This window comes from Pseudomonas sp. NPDC077649 (genome assembly GCF_044542855.1).
GTDB lineage: Bacteria > Pseudomonadota > Gammaproteobacteria > Pseudomonadales > Pseudomonadaceae > Aquipseudomonas.
The window spans coordinates 207,308-229,169 of the sequence record NZ_JBITVF010000003.1 but is presented as its reverse complement, the minus strand read 5'-3'; the positions used below and the strand labels follow the sequence as shown (position 1 = coordinate 229,169).

Below are 21,862 nucleotides of genomic sequence, written 5' to 3'. Positions count from 1 at the left end.
TTCATGGCTAGCATCCGTACTCTCTCCTATGACGCCATCATCGTGGGTGGCGGCGGCGCCGGCATGCGTGCTGCGCTGCAACTGGCCCAGGGCGGTCACAAGACTGCCGTGGTCACCAAAGTGTTCCCGACTCGTTCGCACACCGTTTCCGCTCAGGGTGGCATCACCTGCGCCATCGCTTCGGCCGACCCGAACGATGATTGGCGCTGGCACATGTACGATACCGTCAAGGGTTCCGACTACATCGGTGACCAGGACGCTATCGAATACATGTGCTCCGTCGGTCCGGAAGCGGTGTTCGAGCTCGAGCACATGGGCCTGCCGTTCTCCCGTACCGAGCAGGGCCGCATCTACCAGCGTCCGTTCGGTGGTCAGTCCAAGGGTCCGGACAATCCGACCCAGGCAGCCCGTACCTGCGCCGCGGCCGACCGTACCGGTCACGCCCTGCTGCACACCCTGTACCAGGCCAACCTGAAGGCCGGCACCTCGTTCCTCAACGAGTGGTACGCCGTCGACCTGGTGAAGAACCAGGACGGCGCCATCGTCGGCATCATCGCCATCTGCATCGAGACCGGCGAAACCGTCTACATCCGCTCCAAGGCCGTGGTCCTGGCCACCGGCGGTGCCGGTCGTATCTACGCCTCCACCACCAACGCCCTGATCAACACCGGCGACGGCGTGGGCATGGCCCTGCGTGCCGGCGTGCCGGTGCAGGACATCGAGATGTGGCAGTTCCACCCGACCGGCATCGCCGGCGCCGGTGTACTGGTCACCGAAGGCTGCCGTGGCGAGGGTGGTTACCTGATCAACGCCCATGGCGAGCGTTTCATGGAGCGCTATGCGCCGAACGCCAAGGACCTGGCCGGTCGCGACGTGGTCGCCCGTTCCATGGTCAAGGAAGTGATCGCCGGCAACGGCTGTGGCCCGGACAAGGACCACGTACTGCTCAAGCTCGATCACCTCGGCGAAGAAGTGCTGCACAGCCGCCTGCCGGGCATCTGCGAACTGTCCAAGACCTTCGCTCACGTCGATCCGGTGGTCGCGCCGGTTCCGGTGATTCCGACCTGCCACTACATGATGGGCGGCGTGGCCACCAACATCCATGGCCAGGCCATCACCCAGGACGCCAACGGCAACGACAAGATCATCGAAGGTCTGTTCGCCGTGGGCGAAGTGGCCTGCGTATCGGTGCACGGTGCCAACCGTCTGGGCGGCAACTCGCTGCTCGATCTGGTGGTATTCGGCCGTGCTGCCGGCCTGCACCTGGAAAAAGCGCTGAAAGAAGGCGTGGAAGTCCGCGGTGCCAGCGAGACCGACATCGAGCAGTCGCTGGCGCGCCTGTCCGGCGTCAACCAGCGCAGCACCGGCGAAGACGTCGCCCCGCTGCGCAAAGAGCTGCAACAGTGCATGCAGAACTACTTCGGTGTATTCCGTACCGGCGAATACATGCAGAAGGGCATCCAACAACTGGCCGACCTGCGTGAGCGCATCGCGAACGTCAAGATCGCGGACAAGAGCCAGGCGTTCAACACTGCGCGTATCGAAGCGCTGGAACTGCAAAACCTGCTCGAAGTCGCCGAAGCGACCGCGGTGGCGGCCGAGGCTCGCAAAGAGTCCCGTGGCGCCCACGCTCGCGAAGACTTCGAGGAGCGCGATGACCAGAACTGGCTGTGCCACTCCCTGTACTTCCCGGGTGAGAAGCGCGTGGCCAAGCGTGCGGTCAACTTCGCGCCGAAGACCGTTCCGGCATTTGAACCCAAGGTTCGGACTTATTAAGGGTGACTGATATGTTGCAAGTCAGTGTTTATCGCTACAACCCGGAGAAAGACGCCGCTCCGTTCATGCAGGACTTCCAGGTCGACACCGGCGGCAAGGACGTCATGGTTCTCGACGTGCTGGCGCTGATCAAGGAGCAGGACGAAGGCTTCTCCTACCGTCGCTCCTGCCGTGAAGGCGTATGCGGTTCCGACGGCATGAACATCAACGGCAAGAACGGCCTGGCCTGCATCACCCCGCTGTCCGCGGCGGGGCTGAAAGGCGGCAAACTGGTGATTCGTCCGCTGCCGGGTCTGCCGGTCATTCGTGACCTGGTCGTCGACATGAGCATCTTCTACAAGCAGTACGAGAAGGTGCAGCCGTTCCTGCAGAACGATACCCCGGCTCCGGCCATCGAGCGTCTGCAGAGTCCGGAAGAGCGCGAGAAGCTGGATGGCCTGTACGAGTGCATCCTGTGCGCCTGCTGCTCGACCAGCTGCCCGTCGTTCTGGTGGAACCCGGACAAGTTCCTCGGTCCGGCCGCGCTGCTGCAGGCCTATCGCTTCCTGGCCGACAGCCGCGACACCAAGACCGCCGAGCGTCTGGCCTCGCTGGACGATCCGTTCAGCGTGTTCCGCTGCCGCGGCATCATGAACTGCGTGAACGTGTGCCCCAAGGGTCTGAACCCGACCAAGGCCATCGGTCACGTACGCAACATGCTGCTGCAGAGCGGTACCTGATTCGCAAGTTGCTGTACCCGTAACACCTGCGAGCCCGGCTTCGGTCGGTCTCGCAGTAAAGCCAGAACCGCAGCCCACAAAGCCGCGGTTCCTACTCGAAAAATATGACGACCAGCAGGGGCATCCGGGCTGGTACCCGGACTATCTGCGGGAACCGAAGTGGCTTTATCCGAGTCGCAGCACCAGGGCTCGGGTACGACCATGCGGTGTCCACGCCGGTGGTGTCCCCTTACCGAGGGTGACCAAGCATGCAAGAAAGCGTGATGCAGCGCATGTGGGACAGTGCCCACCTATCCGGTGGCAACGCTGCCTACGTGGAAGAGCTCTACGAGCTCTACCTGCACGATCCCAACGCTGTGCCAGAAGAGTGGCGCACTTACTTCCAGAAGTTGCCGACCGACGGCAGCGCTGCAATGGACGTGTCGCATTCGACCATTCGCGACCACTTCGTCCTGCTCGCCAAGAATTCGCGTCGTGCCCAGCCGGTTTCCGCGGGAACCGTGAGCAGCGAGCACGAGAAGAAGCAGGTGGAAGTGCTGCGTCTGATCCAGGCCTATCGCGTGCGTGGCCATCAGGCCGCCCAGCTCGATCCGCTGGGGCTGTGGGTGCGCACTGCGCCGTCCGACCTGTCGATCAACCACTACGGTCTGACCGACGCCGATCTGGACACCACCTTCCGCACCGGCGAACTGTACATCGGCAAGGAAGAAGCAACGCTACGCGAAATTCGCGATGCGCTGCAGCAGACATATTGTCGCACCATCGGCGCCGAGTTCATGCACATCGTCGACTCCGGTCAGCGCCACTGGTTCGCCCAGCGCCTGGAAAGCGTGCGCGGTCGTCCGCAGTTCTCCGCCGAGGTGCGGGCACACGTGCTCGAGCGCGTCACCGCTGCCGAAGGCCTGGAAAAATACCTGGGCACCAAATACCCGGGCACCAAGCGTTTCGGCCTGGAAGGCGGCGAAAGCCTGATCCCCATGCTGGACGAGATCATCCAGCGCTCGGGTTCCTACGGCACCAAGGAAATCGTCATCGGCATGGCCCACCGCGGCCGCCTCAACGTGCTGGTCAACACCTTCGGCAAGAACCCGCGCGACCTGTTCGACGAGTTCGAGGGCAAGAAGACCGAGGGGCTGTCTTCCGGCGACGTGAAGTACCACCAGGGCTTCTCCTCCAACGTCATGACCGCCGGCGGTGAAGTGCACCTGGCGCTGGCGTTCAACCCCTCGCACCTGGAGATCGTCTCCCCGGTGGTCGAGGGCTCGGTGCGTGCCCGTCAGGATCGTCGCAACGACGCCGCTGGCGACAAGGTGCTGCCGATCTCCATCCACGGCGACGCGGCCTTCGCCGGTCAGGGCGTGGTCATGGAAACCTTCCAGATGTCGCAGACCCGTGGCTACAAGACGGGCGGCACCATCCACATCGTGATCAACAACCAGGTCGGCTTCACCACCAGCCGTCCGGAAGACTCGCGCTCGACCGAATACGCCACCGACGTGGCGAAGATGATCCAGGCGCCGATCTTCCACGTGAACGGCGACGATCCGGAAGCCGTGCTGTTCGTCACCCAGCTGGCCGTCGACTACCGCATGCAGTACAAGCGCGACGTGGTCATCGACCTGGTCTGCTACCGTCGTCGTGGCCACAACGAGGCCGACGAGCCGAACGGCACCCAGCCGCTGATGTACCAGCAGATCGCCAAGCAGCGCACCACCCGCGAGCTCTACGCCGACGCCCTGGTTGCCGCCGGCGTGCAGAGCAGCGACGAGGTGCAGGCCAAGATCGACGAGTACCGCACTGCGCTGGACAACGGCCAGCACGTGGTCAAGAGCCTGGTCAAGGAGCCGAACAAGGAGCTGTTCGTCGACTGGCGTCCGTACCTGGGCCATGCCTGGACCGCTCGTCACGACACCCGCTTCGATCTGAAGACCCTGCAGGATCTGTCCGCCAAGCTGCTGGAAATCCCCGAGGGTTTCCTGGTTCAGCGCCAGGTGGCGAAGATTCTCGAGGATCGCCAGAAGATGGGCGCAGGCGGTCTGCCGATCAACTGGGGCTACGCCGAAACCATGGCCTACGCCACCCTGTTGTTCGAAGGCCACCCGATCCGCATGACCGGCCAGGACATCGGCCGTGGCACCTTCTCGCACCGTCACGCGGTGCTGCACAACCAGAAGGACGCCAGCACCTATGTGGCGCTGAAGAACCTCTACGAAGGGCAGCCGAAGTTCGAGCTGTACGACTCCTTCCTCTCCGAGGAAGCGGTACTGGCCTTCGAATACGGCTACTCGACCACGGTGCCGAACGCGCTGGTGATCTGGGAAGCCCAGTTCGGCGACTTCGCCAACGGTGCCCAGGTGGTGTTCGACCAGTTCATCTCCAGCGGCGAGCACAAGTGGGGTCGTCTCTGCGGCCTGACCATGCTGCTGCCGCACGGCTACGAAGGGCAGGGCCCCGAGCACAGCTCGGCGCGTCTGGAGCGCTACCTGCAGCTGTGCGCCGAGCACAACATGCAGGTCTGCGTGCCGACCACCCCGGCGCAGGTCTACCACATGCTGCGTCGCCAGGTGATCCGCCCGCTGCGCAAGCCGCTGGTGGTGCTGACGCCGAAGTCGCTGCTGCGCCACAAGCTGGCCATCTCGACCCTGGAAGACCTGGCCGAAGGCTCGTTCCAGACCGTGATCGGCGAGATCGATGCACTCGATCCGAAGAAGGTCGAGCGTCTGATCCTGTGCAGCGGCAAGGTCTACTACGACCTGCTGGAGAAGCGTCGTGCCGAGGGGCGCGAGGACATCGCCATCGTCCGTATCGAACAGCTCTACCCGTTCCCGGAAGAGGATCTGGCCGAGGTGATGGCGCCGTACAAGAACCTCAAGCACATCGTCTGGTGCCAGGAAGAGCCGATGAACCAGGGCGCCTGGTACTGCAGCCAGCACCACATGCGCCGGGTTGCCAGTGCGCACAAGAAGGCCCTGTTCCTCGAGTACGCCGGTCGCGAGGCCTCGGCCGCACCGGCTTGCGGTTACGCCTCGATGCACGCCGAACAGCAGGAAAAACTGCTGCAGGACGCCTTTACTGTTTAACGCCTTCACCCAGGGGGCGGCGGGTGTCGCCTCCTGGTAAAAACCGAATTTAAGGAAACACACACAATGGCTATCGAGATCAAAGCCCCAACCTTCCCGGAATCGGTTGCCGACGGCACCGTGGCCACCTGGCACAAGAAGCCGGGCGATGCGGTCAAGCGCGACGAGCTGATCGTTGACATCGAGACCGACAAGGTGGTGATCGAAGTGCTGGCCGAGGCCGATGGCGTCCTGGCCGAGATCGTCAAGAACGAAGGCGACACCGTGCTCTCCAACGAGCTGCTGGGCAAACTGAGCGAAGGCGGTGCCGCCACCGCTGCTCCGGCTGCCGCTCCGGCCGCCGCTGCTGCTGCTCCGGCTCAGGCCGCCGCCCCGGCTGCCGCTGGCGACGACGCCATCCTCTCGCCGGCCGCGCGCAAGCTGGCCGAAGAGAACGGCATCGACCCGAACAGCATTGCCGGCACCGGCAAGGGTGGCCGCGTGACCAAGGAAGACGTGGTCGCCGCCGTCGAAGCCAAGAAGAACGCCCCGGCCCCGCAGGCGCCCAAGCCTGCCGCCGCTCCGGCCGCTGCCGCTCCGGTCTTCGCCGCTGGCGACCGCACCGAGAAGCGCGTGCCGATGACCCGCCTGCGCGCCAAGATCGCCGAGCGTCTGGTCGAGGCGCAGTCCTCCATGGCCATGCTGACCACCTTCAACGAAGTCGACATGACCGAAGTCATGGCGCTGCGCGCGAAGTACAAGGAGCTGTTCGAGAAGACCCACAACGGCGTGCGCCTGGGCTTCATGTCGTTCTTCGTCAAGGCCGCTGTCGAGGCCCTCAAGCGCCTGCCGGCGGTCAATGCCTCGATCGATGGCAACGACATCGTCTACCACGGCTACCAGGATATCGGCGTCGCCGTATCCAGCGACCGCGGCTTGGTGGTGCCGGTGCTGCGCAACGCCGAGCTGATGAGCCTGGCCGAGATCGAGAGCGGCATCGCCACCTTCGGCAAGAAGGCCAAAGACGGCAAGCTGTCGATCGAGGAGATGACCGGCGGTACCTTCACCATCACCAATGGCGGTACCTTTGGCTCGATGATGTCGACCCCGATCGTCAACCCGCCGCAAGCGGCCATCCTGGGGATGCACAACATCATCCAGCGTCCGATGGCGATCAACGGTCAGGTGGTGATCCGCCCGATGATGTACCTGGCGCTGTCTTACGACCACCGCCTGATCGATGGTAAGGAAGCCGTGACCTTCCTGGTGACCATCAAGAACTTGCTGGAAGACCCGGCGCGTCTGCTGCTGGATATCTAAAAGCCAGTCTCTCCCACGGCGGCCCTGTTCACAGGGCCGTCCGGTTTATTCGAGAAGGAATACGTTATGACCCAGAAATTCGACGTGGTAGTCATCGGTGCCGGCCCTGGTGGCTACGTAGCGGCCATCAAAGCAGCGCAGCTCGGTCTGAAGACCGCCTGCATCGAGAAGTACCAGGACAAGGAGGGTAAGGTCGCCCTCGGCGGTACTTGCCTGAACGTCGGCTGCATCCCGTCCAAGGCGCTGCTGGACAGCTCCTGGAAGTATCACGAAGCCAAAGACGGCTTCGCCGTGCACGGCATCGAAGCCAAGGGCGTGACCATCGACGTCCCGGCCATGGTGGCGCGCAAGAACAGCATCATCAAGAACCTCACCGGCGGCGTTGCCGGCCTGTTCAAGGCCAACGGCGTGACCCTGCTGGAAGGCCACGGCAAGCTGCTGGCGAACAAGCAGGTCGAAGTCACCGACAAGGACGGCAAGACCCAGGTCATCGAAGCCGGCAACGTGATCCTGGCATCCGGCTCGCGTCCGGTGGACATCCCGCCGGCCCCGGTCGATCAGGACGTGATCGTCGATTCCACCGGCGCCCTGGAGTTCCAGAGCGTGCCGAAGAAGCTGGGCGTGATCGGCGCCGGCGTCATCGGCCTGGAGCTGGGCTCGGTGTGGTCGCGCCTGGGCGCGGAAGTCACCGTGATCGAGGCGCTGGACAAGTTCCTCCCGGCCGCCGACGAGCAGATCGCCAAGGAAGCCCTGAAGACCCTGACCAAGCAGGGCCTGCAGATTCGCCTGGGCGCCCGCGTGACCGGTTCGGAAGTGAAGAAGAAGCAGGTCACCGTGAGCTTCACCGACGCCGAAGGCGAGCAGAAGCTGACCTTCGACAAGCTGATCGTGGCCGTGGGCCGTCGTCCGGTGACCACCGATCTGCTGGCCGCCGACAGCGGCGTGACCCTGGACGAGCGCGGCTTCATCTACGTCGACGACCAGTGCGCCACCAGCGTGCCGGGCGTCTACGCCATCGGTGACGTGGTGCGTGGTGCCATGCTGGCGCACAAGGCATCGGAAGAAGGCGTGATGGTCGCCGAGCGCATCGCCGGCCACAAGGCGCAGATGAACTACGACCTGATCCCGTCGGTGATCTACACCCACCCGGAAATCGCCTGGGTCGGCAAGACCGAGCAGCAGCTGAAGGCCGAAGGCGTTGCCGTCAACGTCGGTACCTTCCCGTTCGCCGCCAGCGGTCGCGCCATGGCCGCCAACGACACCGGTGGTCTGGTCAAGGTCATCGCCGATGCCGAGACCGACCGCGTGCTGGGCGTTCACGTGATCGGCCCGAGCGCTGCCGAACTGGTGCAGCAGGGCGCGATCGGCATGGAGTTCGGCACCAGCGCCGAAGACCTGGGCATGATGGTCTTCTCCCACCCGACGCTGTCCGAGGCGCTGCACGAGGCAGCCCTGGCGGTGAATGGCGGCGCCATTCATATCGCCAACCGCAAGAAGCGCTAAGCGGCAGAGGTGGCCGGCCCGTCCGGCCACGCAAGTTGTTGTAAGCCGCCGTGGTAGGCGGGGCGTCGCGTAATCGCCTCATCGCCACGGTGGTGTTTGCAAGCAGAACCACGGCGGGTGGCCCGCGTCGAGTTCGACTCGCGGCGGAAAGCCCGGCGGACTGCTTCGGCAGTCACAGGTGGCGCGGTATCACAAGTACAGCGCCGAATGCGCAATACCTAAACGAAGACGGTAGACAAGCATGAATCTTCACGAGTATCAGGGTAAGCAGCTGTTCGCTGAATACGGCCTGCCCGTATCCAAGGGCTTCGCGGTAGACACCCCGGAAGAAGCCGCAGAAGCCTGCGAAAAAATCGGCGGCAGCGAGTGGGTCGTCAAGGCTCAGGTCCACGCTGGTGGCCGCGGCAAAGCCGGTGGCGTAAAGCTGGTCAAGAGCAAAGAAGACGCCAAGGCCTTCGCCGCCAACTGGTTGGGCAAGCGCCTGGTGACCTACCAGACCGACGCCAACGGTCAGCCGGTCAGCAAAATCCTGGTCGAATCCTGCACCGACATCGCCAAGGAACTGTACCTGGGCGCGGTAGTCGATCGCTCCAGCCGTCGCATCGTGTTCATGGCGTCCACCGAAGGTGGCGTGGACATCGAGAAAGTGGCCCACGAAACCCCTGAGAAGATCCTCAAGGCCACCGTCGATCCGCTGGTCGGCGCGCAGCCGTACCAGGGCCGCGAGCTGGCGTTCCAGCTGGGCCTGGAAGGCGATCAGGTCAAGCAGTTCACCCACATCTTCGTTGGCCTGGCCAAGCTGTTCCAGGACTACGACCTGGCCCTACTGGAAGTCAACCCGCTGGTGATCAAGGCCGACGGCAACCTGCACTGCCTGGACGCCAAGATCAACATCGACTCCAACGCCATGTACCGTCAGCCCAAGCTGCGCGCCATGCACGACCCGTCCCAGGACGACCCGCGTGAAGCCCATGCGCAGAAGTGGGAACTGAACTACGTCGCGCTGGAAGGCAACATCGGCTGCATGGTCAACGGCGCCGGCCTGGCCATGGGCACCATGGACATCGTCAACCTGCACGGCGGTCAGCCGGCCAACTTCCTCGACGTAGGCGGTGGCGCGACCAAAGAGCGCGTGACCGAAGCGTTCAAGATCATCCTCTCCGATGACAACGTCAAAGCCGTTCTGGTCAACATCTTCGGCGGCATCGTGCGCTGCGACATGATTGCCGAAGGCATCATCGGCGCGGTCAAGGAAGTCGGCGTGAAGATCCCCGTGGTCGTTCGTCTGGAAGGCAACAACGCCGACCTGGGCGCCAAGGTCCTGGCCGACAGCGGTCTGAACATCATCGCGGCAACCAGCCTGACCGACGCTGCCCAGCAGGTCGTCAAGGCCGCGGAGGGTAAGTAATGAGCATCCTGATCAACAAAGACACCAAGGTCATCTGCCAGGGCTTCACCGGCTCGCAGGGCACCTTCCACAGCGAACAAGCGATCGCCTACGGCACCAAGATGGTCGGCGGCGTCACTCCGGGCAAGGGTGGTTCCACCCACCTGGGCCTGCCGGTGTTCAACACCGTCAAGGAAGCCGTGGAAGCCACTGGCGCCGAAGCGTCGGTAATCTACGTTCCGGCTCCGTTCTGCAAGGACTCGATCCTGGAAGCGGCCAACGGCGGCATCAAGCTGATCGTCTGCATCACCGAAGGCATCCCGACCATCGACATGCTGGAAGCCAAGGTCAAGTGCGACGAGCTGGGCGTACGCCTGATCGGCCCGAACTGCCCGGGCGTGATCACTCCCGGCGAGTGCAAGATCGGCATCATGCCGGGTCACATCCACCTGCCAGGCAAGGTCGGCATCGTGTCCCGTTCCGGCACCCTGACCTATGAAGCCGTCAAGCAGACCACCGACGCCGGTTTCGGCCAGTCCACCTGCGTGGGCATCGGCGGTGACCCCATCCCGGGCTCCAACTTCATCGACATCCTCAAGCTGTTCCAGGAAGATCCGAAGACCGAAGCGATCGTCATGATCGGTGAGATCGGCGGTTCGGCCGAGGAAGAAGCGGCTGCCTTCATCAAGGCCAACGTCACCAAGCCGGTGGTTTCCTACATCGCCGGTGTGACCGCTCCTCCCGGCAAGCGCATGGGCCACGCTGGCGCCATCATCTCCGGCGGCAAGGGCACTGCAGACGAGAAGTTCGCTGCACTGCAGGACGCCGGTGTGAAAACCGTGCGTTCCCTGGCTGACATCGGCAAGGCCCTGGCCGAGCTGACCGGTTGGGAAGTCAAGAACGCTTAAGCGTTTCTGACTCTCGCAAAAAGGCCACCCTCGGGTGGCCTTTTTGTTTGGGCATGTTCCTGGTGCCTGTGGATGTTGCGCAGGTTCGGGTAGGAGCGGATTTATCCGCGAAGCTCGTAGTGCGATCGCGAATAAAACGGAACGCCACCCGTTCGCTCCTGCAGGAAGGCAAGTGGGGTAGGGCAGTTGTCGCTGCTGCCGTGCAACTGTCGGGCATGCGACAGCGAGTTACGCCAGTTCGACAGCTCGTCCGGCAACTGTGCTGCTGCCGAGCAAATTTCGTTAGTATCGCAACTATTCGGTGTCCGTGGCGCCACAAGCGCCTGGCGATGCCTTTAGTGGTTCGGGCCAAACGCTCGGGCGACGTTTCCCCGATCCCTGAAGGAAACCTCCGCAACTCTTCGATTTCCTGCTTGTGGTATTCCCCTCTATGACTCGTTTGCAAGGCTCGGACCTCCTGGCCCTCGGCTTCATGACATTCGCGCTGTTCCTCGGCGCCGGCAACATCATCTTCCCGCCCAGCGCCGGTCTGGCGGCGGGCGAGAACCTCTTGCCGGCGGCGCTGGGCTTTCTGCTCACCGGCGTCGGCCTGCCGCTGCTCACCGTGGTCGCCCTGGCCCGCGTCGGTGGCGGCATGGAGCGCCTGACCGCGCCCATCGGCAAGGTCGCCGGCGCCATTCTGGCGGTGGCGGTGTACCTGGCCATCGGCCCGCTGTTCGCCACCCCGCGCACCGCCGTGGTGTCGTTCGAGATGGGCATCGCGCCCTTCACCGGCAACGAGGGCCTGCCGCTGCTGCTCTATACCCTGGCCTATTTCGCCGCGGTGCTGTTCCTCTCGCTCAACCCCGGGCAACTGGTCGACCGCATCGGCAAGTTCATCACCCCGGTATTGCTAGCGGCGCTGCTGGTGCTCGGTGGCGCCGCGCTGTTCGCCCCGGCCGGCGAGATCGGCACGGTGGCCGACAGCTACCGCGAGGCGCCCTTGGTGCAGGGCTTCCTGCAGGGCTACCTGACCATGGATACCCTCGGCGCGCTGGTGTTCGGCATCGTCATCGCCAGCGCCATCCGCGACCGCGGCATCAGCGACGCCGGATTGATCACCCGTTACTCGGTGATCGCCGGAGTGATCGCCGCCATCGGCCTGTCGCTGGTCTATCTGGCGCTGTTCTACCTTGGCGCCACCAGCCAGGGCATCGCCGGCGACGCGCAGAACGGCGTGCAGGTGCTGACCACCTATGTGCAGCACACCTTCGGCACCACCGGCAGCCTGCTGCTGGCGGTGGTCATCACCCTGGCCTGTCTGACCACCGCAGTGGGCCTGCTGACCGCCTGCGGCGAGTTCTTCAGCAACCTGCTGCCGGTGTCCTACCGCAGCGTGGTGATCGTCTTCGGCCTGTTCAGCCTGGGGGTGGCCAACCAGGGCCTGACCCAGCTGATCAGCGTCTCGGTGCCGGTGCTGGTGGGCCTGTATCCGCTGGCCATCGTGCTGGTGGCGCTGAGCCTGGCCAACCGCCTGTGGGTCTCGCAGCCCCTGGTGTTCGTGCCGGTGATGGCGGTGACCCTGGTGTTCGGCGTGGCCGACGGCATCGCCGCGGCGGGGTGGGGCGAGCAGGTGCCGGCCTGGTTCGGCCAACTGCCGCTGGCCGACCAGAGCCTGGGCTGGCTGCTGCCGGTGCTGGTGACCCTGGTGCTGGCCGCGACGCTCGACCGGCTGCTGGCCCTGCGCCAGCCGGCTGTGGCCTGAGTCGCCAGCGTCACGAGAGGCCGCCCGCGAGGCGGCCTTTTTCTTGGGCAACCTGTGGGGCGCCCTGGCTATAATCGCCGCCAGTTCTATAAGGAGTTGGCATGCCCATCAGCGATTATTACTTGCCTCATCTATTGGCTGCCCTCTGGTTCGTCGTCTGCTGGGCCGGCTACACCCGCTATGCACTGTGGAAGGGGCGCGCCACGCCCTGCCTGGCCAGCGTCCTGCACCTGTACCGGGAAGACTGGATGCGCCGCATGCTGCTGCGCGACAACCGCATCGCCGATGCCAACGTGATCGGCAACCTGGAGCGCAACGCTTCCTTCTTCGCCTCCAGCACCCTGATCATCCTCGCCGGTATCCTTACCGTGCTCGGCGCGTCTGACCGCGCGGTGTCACTGCTGGCCGATCTGCCATTCGTGCAACCGGCCAGCCGCGAGCTATCGGAGGTCAAGCTGCTGGGCCTGGGCGTGGTGTTCGTCTACGCCTTCTTTACCTTCAGTTGGTGCATGCGCCAGTACAACTTCGCCGCGGTGCTGGTCGGTTCGGCGCCCATGGTTGGCGAGCGGCATGTCACCGAACAGGAGCGCAAGGCTTTCGCCGAACGCACTGCACGGGTCATCTCGATGGCCGCCAACCAGTTCAACCAGGGCCTGCGCGCCTACTATTTCGGCATGGCCACCTTGGCCTGGTTCATCAATCCCTGGTTCTTCATGCTGGTCACAGCCGGTGTGGTGCTGGTGCTGTATCGCCGCGAATTCCACTCGGACGTGCTGGAAGTGATGGTCTATACCCCAACGCCGGCCGCCGAAGTGGCCAAGGAGAAGAGCGAATGAGTCTGCCGTTCTGGTGCGTTTTCATCAGCGCCTTGCTGATCTTCATCGCCAAGGCCCCGGTGGCCAAGGCGATGGCCGAGGAGGGCGGCGGGCGCTACGACAACCGTCATCCGCGTGCCCAGCAGGGCCGCCTGACGGGCTTCGGTGCCCGCGCCCTGGCCGCCCACCTGAACAGCTTCGAAGCCTTCCCGCTGTTCGCCGCCGGTGTGCTGATGGCCCACGTCACCCAGACCTACGGCGTGCTGGTGGACGTGCTGGCGGTGACCTTCGTGGTCAGTCGGGTGCTGTACCTGCTGTTCTACTGGTACGACCTGCACTGGCAGCGCAGCCTGGTCTGGGTGGTTGGCCTGCTGTGCAGTCTGCTGCTGATGCTCAGCCCGGCGCTGTAAGAACCCGTTCAAAGTCTGCTGCGCGTCGGCCCTGCTGCGTTGAAAACAGGCTCGGAATGCTCATTTACAGCTCGTAAAGTCGAACGCGACTCCGACCGGCCCTCGCCTGTTCTCGCCTTGCATGGCTCTAGCTCGCGAGCCTTTCAAGCAGGCTCTAAACGAAAAGGCCCGCAATCGCGGGCCTTTTCGTTGCTCGGGCCTTACTGGCCTTCGACGGCGTCCTTGGCTTCGTCGCCGGCCTCTTCGATGGCATCGGCGGCGTCTTCGGCGGCGTCCTGAATTTTTTCGCCGGTGCTCGGCTCGGTGCCCATCACTTCGTCGGCTTTCTGTTCGATGGCGTCACCGGTTTCCTTGGCGGCATCGCCCAGGTTCTCCATGGCTTCGGAGACTGACTCCTTGGCCGACTCCATCTTGTCTTCCGGGGTCTTCTCGCAGGCGGCGAGACCCAGGGTAGCGGCAAGCAGCAGGGCATAAGTCAGAGGTTTGTTCACGGTCGGCACTCCATGTGTGGAAGTTATAGGCGGCTGGGCTGATCCCATGCGCACCCTGTTGGAGCGAGCGGATGTGCTTAAGTTCCCCGTGCGCCTCGCCGGTCTTGGCCCGGCGGGGCCGCGAGGCGTTATCATGCGCGGCCTTTTTCCGTGAAGCAGTAGGGTCGTAGTGATGAGCGAGCAGTCGATTCAGGCGCGGGCGCAGCGGTTTCTCGCCGCCTTGCGTCATTGTCAGGTGCTGGGCATGAGCGTGGAGTCGGCCGACAGCCGGGGACTGACCCTGCGCCTGCCGTACGGCGCGCAGATTGTCGGTAACCCGGACAGCGGCGTGATTCACGGCGGCGCCATCACCACGCTGATGGACACCACCTGCGGCATCTCCACCGTCTGCGTGCTGCCTGAGTTCGAGATCTGCCCGACCCTGGATCTGCGCATCGACTACATGCACCCGGCCGAACCCGGCAAGGACGTGTACGGTTTCGCCGAGTGCTACCGGGTCACCCCCAACGTCATCTTTACCCGCGGCTACGCCTACCAGGACGATCCCGAGCAGCCCATCGCCCACGTGGTCGGCGCCTTTATGCGCATGGGCAAGGCCGTGCAGGGTGGCGGCGAGCTGAAGCAGGATATCCAGCAGGGCGGTGCGGCATGAGCGAAATGAATCTGGAGCAACTGGTGGCCCGCGCCCACCAGCAGAACGACTACGACCCGCTGATCAATCTGATCCCCTACGCCAAGCTGCTCGGCATCGAGTGCCTGCGCCTGGGCGAGGACATGGTCCTGCGCCTGCCGGCCAACCGCGACTGCATCGGCAACCCGGTGCTGCCGGCGCTGCACGGCGGGGTAATCGCCGGGTTCATGGAACATGCAGCCATGCTCCATCTGCTGATGTTCATGGGCATTCCACATTTGCCGAAAATCATCGACTTCTCGATAGATTACCTGCGCGCCGGTCATTATCGTGACACCTATGCGCAGTGCCAGGTCTGGCGTCAGGGCCGGCGGGTCGCCAACGTGGCGATCACCGCCTGGCAGACCACCCGGACCGAGCCGATCGCCACCGCTCGTGCCCATTTCAAGGTCGACGAGCCTTAACCCGGCGGGGCGGTTCGGCAGCGCACAGCAATAACGACAAGGAACCTGTGGATGGATGCGTTGCTGATAATCGGTGGCCTGCTGTTGATGCTGGCCGGTCTGGTCTGGCTGGTGATGCGGGCGTTCGCCACCAGCCTGCTGTGGGGCTGGGGCAGCCTGCTCCCGCCGCTGACCCTGATCTACCTGCTGCGCCACTGGTCGCGGGCACGCAGCGCCGTGGCACTGATCGGGCTGGGCGTGATTCCCCTGGTGGTCGGCCTGACCCTGCTGGCGGCCAAGGACGCCGAGCGCCTGGCCGCGATCGTGCGCCTGGACTGGCTCAAGCCCGAGGTGCAGGCGCCGGCCGAGCTGGCCATCGAGCTCAGCGGCGAGCTCAACGGCCAGCCTTTCCGCCCGCAGCAAGGCGAGCTGATCGACGGCGTGCTGAGTCTGCGCGAGGGCCTGGATTTCTTCGCCCAGCGCGAGTTGAACATCCGCCTGCCCCAGCCGGTCAGCGGCGCGCTGCGCCTCGACGTGCTGCCGCAGGACGTCGGCAGCCTGCCGGAGGTGGAGCTGAGCTGGCTGCTGCCGGAGCAGGATCTGCCCGAGGCGCGGCGCCTCACCCGCGGCTATACCCTGCACTTGGACCTGCAGCCGCAGGCGCCGAACCGTCTGGTCGGCGACTTCCACCTGGTGCTGCCGCCGCGTTTCAAGACCAGCCTGAGCGGCCGCGTCGAGCTGTACAGCGATCGCTTGCGTTATGAGGACGGCGAAGTCGACCGCCGTTTCGACTCGCGCGACACCATCGCCCATGTGCTGCACGATTACCTGCAGCGGCGTTTCGCCAGCCGCGACGTGCGCGAGCTGAAACTGCCGCCGTTCGCCTTCGTCGGCGACGAGCTGGAGTTGCCGGTCGAGGTGCTGATCGACGGGCGCGCCGAGCGTCTGCCGATCCGCCTGAGCAAGCGCGACCGGCGCGGCTGGATGGTGCTTGGCGATCGCTTTCCGCCGCTGCCGACGCTGGCCGCGGCGCAACCGGCCGTGCAGGCCGAGACCCCGGCCGCGGAGGAGCGCGTCAGCCGGCCGCTCGACCGGCGCCAGCGCTTCAGCCTGGCGCGCCTGCAGCGCAACCCCGAGCAGTACCGCAACCTCAGCATGCGCCTGAGCAAGGCCAGCGGCGGCACGGTGGAAGGGCGCTTCGTCGGCATCGACGCCGACGGCAGCATCCGCCTCAATCAGCAGATGGGCAGCGGCGCCGGCCAGGCCAGCTTCACTTTCAAACCGCAGGAGATCGCCCGCCTGCAGTTGCTCGAACCCTAAGCCCTTGAAATTGATCGCACTGCCCCCATCTGCAGGACATCCGCCGCGTTAGTGGCTTAGTCCTGCATGTGGAGTTAGACGACCATGAGTGTGGAAACTCAAAAAGAAACCCTGGGCTTCCAGACCGAGGTGAAGCAGCTGCTGCACCTGATGATCCATTCGCTGTACTCGAACAAGGAAATCTTCCTGCGCGAGCTGATTTCCAACGCCTCGGATGCCGCCGACAAGCTGCGTTTCGAGGCGCTGGCCACGCCTGCGCTGCTCGAAGGCGGCGCCGAGCTGAAAATTCGCCTGAGCTTCGACAAGGACGCCAAGACCGTCACCCTCGAGGACAACGGCATCGGTATGAGCCGCGATGAAGTCATCGCCCACCTCGGCACCATCGCCAAGTCCGGCACCGCCGATTTCCTCAAGAACCTCTCCGGCGACCAGAAGAAGGACTCGCACCTGATCGGCCAGTTCGGCGTGGGCTTCTATTCGGCCTTTATCGTCGCCGACAAGGTGGACGTGTTCAGCCGCCGTGCCGGCGCCCCGGCTAGCGAGGGCGTGCATTGGTCGAGCAAGGGCGAGGGCGAGTTCGAGGTCGCCACCATCGACAAGGCCGAGCGCGGTACCCGCATCGTCCTGCACCTCAAAAGCGGCGAGGAAGAGTTCGCCGACGGCTGGCGCCTGCGCAATATCGTCAAGAAGTACTCCGACCATATCGCCCTGCCCATCGAGCTGCCGAAAGAGCATTACGGCGAAGACAAGGACAAGCCGGCCGAGCCGGAGTGGGAAACCGTCAACCGCGCCAGCGCGCTGTGGACCCGCCCGCGCAGCGAGGTCAAGGACGAGGAATACCAGGAGTTCTACAAGCACGTCGCCCACGACTTCGAGAACCCGCTGAGTTGGAGCCACAACAAGGTCGAGGGCAAGCTGGAATACAGCTCGCTGCTCTACGTACCGGGCCGCGCGCCGTTCGACCTGTACCACCGCGAAGCGCCCAAGGGCCTCAAGCTCTACGTGCAGCGCGTGTTCATCATGGACCAGGCCGACGAGTTCCTGCCGCTGTACCTGCGTTTCATCAAGGGCGTGGTGGACTCCAACGACCTGTCGCTGAACGTGTCGCGCGAGATTCTGCAGAAGGATCCGGTGATCGACTCGATGAAGTCGGCGCTGACCAAGCGCGTGCTGGACATGCTGGAGAAGCTGGCCAAGGACAAGCCGGAGGACTACAAGACCTTCTGGAAGGCCTTCGGCCAGGTGCTCAAGGAAGGCCCGGCGGAAGACTTCGCCAACAAGGAGAAGATCGCCGGTCTGTTGCGCTTCGCCTCCACCGCAGGCGAGGGCGACGAGCAGTCGGTAGCGCTGGCCGACTACCTGGGCCGGGTCAAGGAAGGTCAGGACAAGATCTACTACCTGACCGGCGAATCCTACGCGCAGATCAAGAACAGCCCGCACCTGGAGGTGTTCCGCAAGAAGGGCATCGAGGTGCTGCTGCTCACCGACCGCATCGACGAGTGGCTGATGAGCTACCTGACCGAGTTCGACGGCAAGCAGTTCGTCGACGTGGCCCGTGGCGACCTGGACCTCGGCAAGCTGGACTCGGAAGAGGACAAGAAGGCCCAGGAAGAAGTGGCCAAGGCCAAGGAAGGGCTGATCGAGCGTCTGAAAGGCGCGCTGGGCGAGCAGGTCAAGGAAGTGCGCGTGTCGCATCGCCTGACCGACTCGCCGGCGATCCTCGCCATCGGCGAGCAGGACCTGGGTCTGCAGATGCGCCAGATCCTCGAGGCCAGCGGGCAGAAGGTGCCGGAATCCAAGCCGATCTTCGAGTTCAACCCCGGCCATCCGCTGATCGAGCGCCTGGATGCCGAGGCCGACGAGGACCGTTTCGTCGACCTGTCGCACATCCTCTTCGACCAGGCCGCGCTGGCCGCCGGCGACAGCCTCAAGGACCCGGCCGCCTACGTGCAGCGCCTGAACAAGCTGCTGGTGGAACTGTCCGCCTGACTGGCCAAGCAGTAGAAAAGCCCGCTTCGGCGGGCTTTTTTTATGGCTCTGCGCACTCTTGCAGGACAAACAAGCCAGTGCCGCAGATGTCGCAAGCGCTCGCCAGGCGCTTGCCCTGGCTACTGCGGAAGGCACACTGGACCGGGCTGGGGTACTCTGACATGTCCTGTGTCAAACCCGTGCGCCAGCGGCTTGGTCATCGCCGGTTGCAGGACTATGTTTAGGGGCCAACCCTTGCGAAGGAAGGCCTCGCCATGCAGAAGAAGACACTGGTTCCCCTGTTGTGCGCCGCATTCGCCGGTCTTGCCGACGCGGCTGTCGTGACCAAGACGATTGCCTACGAGATCGAAGGCGAAGCCTTCGAAGGCGTGCTGGTATACGACGACTCGGTGACCACGCCGCGTCCGGGGCTGCTCGCCGTGCCCAACTGGATGGGGGTGAACGAGGACACCGTGGCCAAGGCCGCCCGTGCGGCGGGCGACAAGTACGTGGTGTTCGTCGCCGACATGTACGGCAAGTCGATTCGTCCGAGCAACGCCGAAGAAGCGGGTGCCGCGGCCACTGCCGTGCGCGCCGATCGCCCGCTGATGCGCAAGCGCGCCCAGGCGGCGGTCGAGGTGCTCAAGGCGCAGAGCGGTGAGGTGGCGCTGGATCTCGACAAGCTCGGCGCCATCGGCTTCTGCTTCGGTGGCGGCACGGTGCTGGAGCTCGCGCGTTCGGGCGCGCCGCTCAAGGGTTTCGTGTCCTTCCACGGCAACCTGGACACGCCCAACCCGAGTGATGCGAAGAACATCCAGGCGCCGGTGCTGGTGCTGCACGGTGCCGATGATCCGGCCGTGCCGCAGGCTCAGGTCGACGGCTTCATCGCCGAAATGAAGGCGGCCAAGACCGACTGGCAACTGGTCAGCTACGGGGGCGCGGTGCACTCGTTCACCAATCCCAAGGCCAACGTGCCGGGACGCAACGAATATCACCCGGTGGTGGCCGCGCGGGCATTCAAGGCGATGAACGATCTGTTCGACGAGGTGTTCGCCGAGCAGTGACCGCGGGTTTACCACGCGTTGAACGAAAGGCTGCGCCCAGTGGGCGCAGCCTTTTTTCATCTTACTTCGCGGGCAGTACGGCGATATCGATGATGCCGTCCGGCAGGTCGGCGATGTCGCCCAGAGTGCTCGGCTTGCCGCTGGCCAGATCGAGCTGCTGCAGGGTCTTGCCGGTCAGCACGTAGGCGGTGTTGCCACCTTTGCCATCGCTGGCGATGTCCATGGCGGCCGCCTCGAGGCCATCGGCGACCTTGCCGACCAGTTGCTGCACGCCGTCGTTCGGCGGGTTCTGCAGCATCAGGCCGGCGCTGGCCAGGTCGATGTTGTACAGCGCGGTGCTCTGCGTGCCGGCATAGGCGTTGGTGTAGGCACCGGCGACCACCTTGGGCTGCTGGCCGGCGTAGGGGCCGTCGGTGGCATAGGCGAGCTTGCCGTCCACGACCACTTCACCGGTATCGACATTCACCCGCAGGCTGGTGCCGTCCGGGCCGAGCAGGCGCAGGCGGTCGGCCACCGGGTTGAAGTCGACCACGGCCTGGCCGCTGCCAGCCAGTGCGGTTTGCAGTTTGCTGCCTGCAGTCGCCTTACCGCTGGCGGCGTCGAGGGTGTAGAGCCGATCGGCGCCGCTCAAGGCATAGAGCTGGCCGCTGGCCGGGCGCACATCCAGGCCGCGCAGGTCGCTGGCGCCGCTGACCGCCATGCTGGCGCTGACCTTGAGGCTGGCGACATCGACCTTGTACAGCGTGCCATCGGCGCTCAGCGCGAGCAGTTCGGTGGCGCTGGCGGCACCTGCGCCCAGGCTCAGCAGGCCGGCGGTGCAGAGGGTAGTGATGCGTTTCATGTGGGTTCCTCGTGAAGGTTTCAGCATCGAGACGAAACCGGCTGGCCGGTTTCGCAGGTGCCTCGACGAAACACCTGTGAGCTATACCCGCGAGGAATGGAGCTGGATGTCGGCGGCGGAATATTTTTTCAAGCGACTTGCCGGCCGAGCGGCCGGCAAGGCCTATCAGTTGGCGCTGGCCAGCACGGCTCGACCGATATAGAGCACCGGGCCACTGGGGCGGTCGTAGGGCGAGCCACCGGCCGGTTCCAGCGTCAGCTCGAACAGCTGGCCCGCCTGCACCGCGCCGATCTGTTCGGCGGGCAGGCGCAGCGGCTTGCCGGCCTCGACCAGGCCCAGCGAGCGCGGGCCTTCGGCCGGATCGATCAGCGTCCAGAACTGCAGGGCGCGGCCTTCCGGCACCTGGTCGGCGACCAGCGGATCGAGCAGCAGCGTGCCATCGCTGCCGACCTGGATGACCCAGCCCGGCTTGGCCGCTTCGCCCGGTTGCTGCAGCACCACGGTGTAGCGTTCGCCGGCGATGTCCGGACTGCGCAGGATCGGCAGCAGCACGGCGACCAGCAGGGCAACGGCCAGTGTGGCGGCGGTCAGGCGCCAGGTCAGCAGGCTGTTCCACCAGTTGGCCAGGGCGCTCGGGCGTGGCTCATCATGCAGGCCCAGGCTGCGGCGGATACGCACCCAGAGTGCCGGGGAGGGGGCCTGGCTGGGCAGCCGGTCGCTCAGCTCGAGAAAGTGCCGCTCCCACTCCAGGGCCATACGGGCGGCATTCTCATCCTCTTCGAGCAACTGGCGCACCTCGTCGGCCTCGGCGCCGTCGAGCAGGCCGAGCAGGTACTCGCCGATCAGGGCGCGACGTTCTTCGGGGTCGTGCGGAATCATGCTTGCAGACACTCCTGCAGCGCGCGCAGGCCGGCGCGGATACGGCCCTTGATGGTGCCCAGCGGGGTGCTCAGGCGGCTGGCGATCTGCTCGTGGGTCAGGCCACGGTAGAAGGCCAGCAGAATCGGATGGCGGCGTGGCCTTTCCAGGCGTTGCAGGCAACTACGCAGCAGGCGCCGCTCGGATTGCTGCAGCGCCTGCGCCTCGGCCTGCGGGCTGTCGTCCAGCATGCACTCGATGAAGTCATCGTCGACCTCGACCTGTCGCCCGCCACTGCGCAGGGCGTTGAGCACGCGGTAGCGCAGGATGCTGTGCACCCAGGCGCGACCGCTGCCCAGTTCGCGTCGATAACGCGCGGCGTGTTGCCAGATGCGCACGAAGGCATCGTGCAGGCAATCCTCGGCTATATCGCGGCGGCCCAGCATGCTGATGGCCAGGCCGAGCAACTGCCCGGCCTCCTGTCGGTAGAGCGCCTGGAAGGCGCGCTCGTCGCCGCGCGCGCAGGCTTCCAGGGTGCTGTCGTAGTCGAAGTCGCGATCCGCCATGGGTCATCCGTTGGCCTGGTTCAATCCGCCCGCAGCTTA

19 protein-coding genes are annotated in these 21,862 nt (G+C 64.8%); 15 read left to right on the top strand and 4 right to left on the bottom strand.

The annotated features are described in order from the left end of the window. Positions 1 to 3 precede the first annotated feature (3 nt). From sdhA to ACIGFL_RS11280, 10 genes are all read left to right on the top strand, one after another. Positions 4 to 1,776, top strand: coding sequence for a succinate dehydrogenase flavoprotein subunit (gene sdhA / locus ACIGFL_RS11325; RefSeq protein WP_021442751.1), 1,773 nt, complete (start codon positions 4 to 6; stop codon positions 1,774 to 1,776). 11 nt (positions 1,777 to 1,787) lie between these two features. After that, positions 1,788 to 2,495, top strand: coding sequence for a succinate dehydrogenase iron-sulfur subunit (locus ACIGFL_RS11320; protein WP_021442752.1), 708 nt, complete (start codon positions 1,788 to 1,790; stop codon positions 2,493 to 2,495). 248 nt (positions 2,496 to 2,743) lie between these two features. Then, entirely contained in the window at positions 2,744 to 5,575 is a 2,832-nt protein-coding gene (locus ACIGFL_RS11315) for a 2-oxoglutarate dehydrogenase E1 component (protein ID WP_397497246.1), read from the top strand. 66 nt (positions 5,576 to 5,641) lie between these two features. Beyond that, the gene (odhB, locus tag ACIGFL_RS11310; protein ID WP_397497245.1) at positions 5,642 to 6,874 is read left to right on the top strand and encodes a 2-oxoglutarate dehydrogenase complex dihydrolipoyllysine-residue succinyltransferase; all 1,233 of its coding nucleotides are present in this window, start codon (positions 5,642 to 5,644) and stop codon (positions 6,872 to 6,874) included. Between the two features lie 66 nt (positions 6,875 to 6,940). Next, positions 6,941 to 8,377: a dihydrolipoyl dehydrogenase gene (gene lpdA, locus ACIGFL_RS11305; RefSeq protein ID WP_397497244.1), complete on the top strand. Its 1,437-nt coding sequence runs from the start codon at positions 6,941 to 6,943 to the stop codon at positions 8,375 to 8,377. 241 nt (positions 8,378 to 8,618) lie between these two features. Further along, positions 8,619 to 9,785: an ADP-forming succinate--CoA ligase subunit beta gene (sucC, locus tag ACIGFL_RS11300; RefSeq protein ID WP_397497243.1), complete on the top strand. Its 1,167-nt coding sequence runs from the start codon at positions 8,619 to 8,621 to the stop codon at positions 9,783 to 9,785. Then, positions 9,785 to 10,672 (top strand): succinate--CoA ligase subunit alpha, encoded by an 888-nt coding sequence (sucD, locus tag ACIGFL_RS11295; protein WP_003240843.1) that lies wholly within the window; start codon positions 9,785 to 9,787, stop codon positions 10,670 to 10,672. Before sucC ends, sucD begins: the two co-directional genes overlap by 1 nt. 430 nt (positions 10,673 to 11,102) lie before the next feature. Beyond that, complete coding sequence (gene brnQ / locus ACIGFL_RS11290; protein WP_397497242.1) at positions 11,103 to 12,416, top strand: branched-chain amino acid transport system II carrier protein; 1,314 nt, start codon at positions 11,103 to 11,105, stop codon at positions 12,414 to 12,416. Between the two features lie 101 nt (positions 12,417 to 12,517). Further along, entirely contained in the window at positions 12,518 to 13,252 is a 735-nt protein-coding gene (locus tag ACIGFL_RS11285; protein ID WP_397497241.1) for a DUF599 domain-containing protein, read from the top strand. Continuing rightward, a complete protein-coding gene (locus ACIGFL_RS11280; protein ID WP_397497240.1) occupies positions 13,249 to 13,641 on the top strand; it encodes an MAPEG family protein in 393 nt (130 codons plus the stop codon). The genes ACIGFL_RS11285 and ACIGFL_RS11280 overlap by 4 nt, the downstream gene beginning before the upstream one ends. 200 nt (positions 13,642 to 13,841) lie before the next feature. Here ACIGFL_RS11280 and ACIGFL_RS11275 read toward each other — a convergent pair whose 3' ends face one another. After that, the gene (locus ACIGFL_RS11275; RefSeq protein ID WP_397497239.1) at positions 13,842 to 14,132 is read right to left on the bottom strand and encodes a hypothetical protein; all 291 of its coding nucleotides are present in this window, start codon (positions 14,130 to 14,132) and stop codon (positions 13,842 to 13,844) included. Positions 14,133 to 14,304: 172 nt separating this feature from the next. Here ACIGFL_RS11275 and ACIGFL_RS11270 point away from each other — a divergent pair, with 172 nt between their 5' ends. The 5 genes from ACIGFL_RS11270 (at position 14,305) to ACIGFL_RS11250 (ending at position 19,558) form a co-directional block, all read left to right on the top strand. Next, positions 14,305 to 14,784, top strand: coding sequence for a PaaI family thioesterase (locus tag ACIGFL_RS11270; protein WP_397497238.1), 480 nt, complete (start codon positions 14,305 to 14,307; stop codon positions 14,782 to 14,784). Continuing rightward, a complete protein-coding gene (locus tag ACIGFL_RS11265) occupies positions 14,781 to 15,227 on the top strand; it encodes a PaaI family thioesterase (protein WP_397497237.1) in 447 nt (148 codons plus the stop codon). The genes ACIGFL_RS11270 and ACIGFL_RS11265 overlap by 4 nt, the downstream gene beginning before the upstream one ends. Positions 15,228 to 15,278: 51 nt before the next feature. Then, entirely contained in the window at positions 15,279 to 16,526 is a 1,248-nt protein-coding gene (locus ACIGFL_RS11260) for an MFS transporter (protein WP_397497236.1), read from the top strand. Positions 16,527 to 16,610: 84 nt separating this feature from the next. Further along, positions 16,611 to 18,515 carry a molecular chaperone HtpG gene (gene htpG, locus ACIGFL_RS11255; RefSeq protein WP_397497235.1) on the top strand — a complete coding sequence of 635 codons (1,905 nt, stop codon included), beginning with the start codon at positions 16,611 to 16,613 and terminating at the stop codon, positions 18,513 to 18,515. Positions 18,516 to 18,769: 254 nt separating this feature from the next. After that, positions 18,770 to 19,558, top strand: coding sequence for a dienelactone hydrolase family protein (locus ACIGFL_RS11250; RefSeq protein ID WP_397497234.1), 789 nt, complete (start codon positions 18,770 to 18,772; stop codon positions 19,556 to 19,558). A 61-nt stretch (positions 19,559 to 19,619) separates the two neighbouring features. Here the strand turns inward: ACIGFL_RS11250 and ACIGFL_RS11245 are convergent, their stop codons facing one another. From ACIGFL_RS11245 to ACIGFL_RS11235, 3 genes are all read right to left on the bottom strand, one after another. Next, the gene (locus ACIGFL_RS11245) at positions 19,620 to 20,399 is read right to left on the bottom strand and encodes a DUF4394 domain-containing protein (protein WP_397497233.1); all 780 of its coding nucleotides are present in this window, start codon (positions 20,397 to 20,399) and stop codon (positions 19,620 to 19,622) included. Between the two features lie 165 nt (positions 20,400 to 20,564). Further along, positions 20,565 to 21,278, bottom strand: a complete 714-nt coding sequence (locus tag ACIGFL_RS11240; protein WP_397497232.1) for an anti-sigma factor domain-containing protein — start codon at positions 21,276 to 21,278, stop codon at positions 20,565 to 20,567. Next, entirely contained in the window at positions 21,275 to 21,823 is a 549-nt protein-coding gene (locus ACIGFL_RS11235; RefSeq protein ID WP_397497231.1) for a sigma-70 family RNA polymerase sigma factor, read from the bottom strand. Before ACIGFL_RS11235 ends, ACIGFL_RS11240 begins: the two co-directional genes overlap by 4 nt. Positions 21,824 to 21,862 lie beyond the last annotated feature (39 nt).

Bases quoted from the DNA above. Each gene is read 5' to 3' on its own strand.
- sdhA (WP_021442751.1), top strand. From the start codon at position 4: ATGGCTAGCATCCGTACTCTCTCCTATGACGCCATCATCGTGGGTGGC.
- ACIGFL_RS11320 (WP_021442752.1), top strand. From the start codon at position 1,788: ATGTTGCAAGTCAGTGTTTATCGCTACAACCCGGAGAAAGACGCCGCT.
- ACIGFL_RS11315 (WP_397497246.1), top strand. From the start codon at position 2,744: ATGCAAGAAAGCGTGATGCAGCGCATGTGGGACAGTGCCCACCTATCC.
- odhB (WP_397497245.1), top strand. From the start codon at position 5,642: ATGGCTATCGAGATCAAAGCCCCAACCTTCCCGGAATCGGTTGCCGAC.
- lpdA (WP_397497244.1), top strand. From the start codon at position 6,941: ATGACCCAGAAATTCGACGTGGTAGTCATCGGTGCCGGCCCTGGTGGC.
- sucC (WP_397497243.1), top strand. From the start codon at position 8,619: ATGAATCTTCACGAGTATCAGGGTAAGCAGCTGTTCGCTGAATACGGC.
- sucD (WP_003240843.1), top strand. From the start codon at position 9,785: ATGAGCATCCTGATCAACAAAGACACCAAGGTCATCTGCCAGGGCTTC.
- brnQ (WP_397497242.1), top strand. From the start codon at position 11,103: ATGACTCGTTTGCAAGGCTCGGACCTCCTGGCCCTCGGCTTCATGACA.
- ACIGFL_RS11285 (WP_397497241.1), top strand. From the start codon at position 12,518: ATGCCCATCAGCGATTATTACTTGCCTCATCTATTGGCTGCCCTCTGG.
- ACIGFL_RS11280 (WP_397497240.1), top strand. From the start codon at position 13,249: ATGAGTCTGCCGTTCTGGTGCGTTTTCATCAGCGCCTTGCTGATCTTC.
- ACIGFL_RS11270 (WP_397497238.1), top strand. From the start codon at position 14,305: ATGAGCGAGCAGTCGATTCAGGCGCGGGCGCAGCGGTTTCTCGCCGCC.
- ACIGFL_RS11265 (WP_397497237.1), top strand. From the start codon at position 14,781: ATGAGCGAAATGAATCTGGAGCAACTGGTGGCCCGCGCCCACCAGCAG.
- ACIGFL_RS11260 (WP_397497236.1), top strand. From the start codon at position 15,279: ATGGATGCGTTGCTGATAATCGGTGGCCTGCTGTTGATGCTGGCCGGT.
- htpG (WP_397497235.1), top strand. From the start codon at position 16,611: ATGAGTGTGGAAACTCAAAAAGAAACCCTGGGCTTCCAGACCGAGGTG.
- ACIGFL_RS11250 (WP_397497234.1), top strand. From the start codon at position 18,770: ATGCAGAAGAAGACACTGGTTCCCCTGTTGTGCGCCGCATTCGCCGGT.
- ACIGFL_RS11245 (WP_397497233.1), bottom strand. From the start codon at position 20,399: ATGAAACGCATCACTACCCTCTGCACCGCCGGCCTGCTGAGCCTGGGC.
- ACIGFL_RS11240 (WP_397497232.1), bottom strand. From the start codon at position 21,278: ATGATTCCGCACGACCCCGAAGAACGTCGCGCCCTGATCGGCGAGTAC.
- ACIGFL_RS11235 (WP_397497231.1), bottom strand. From the start codon at position 21,823: ATGGCGGATCGCGACTTCGACTACGACAGCACCCTGGAAGCCTGCGCG.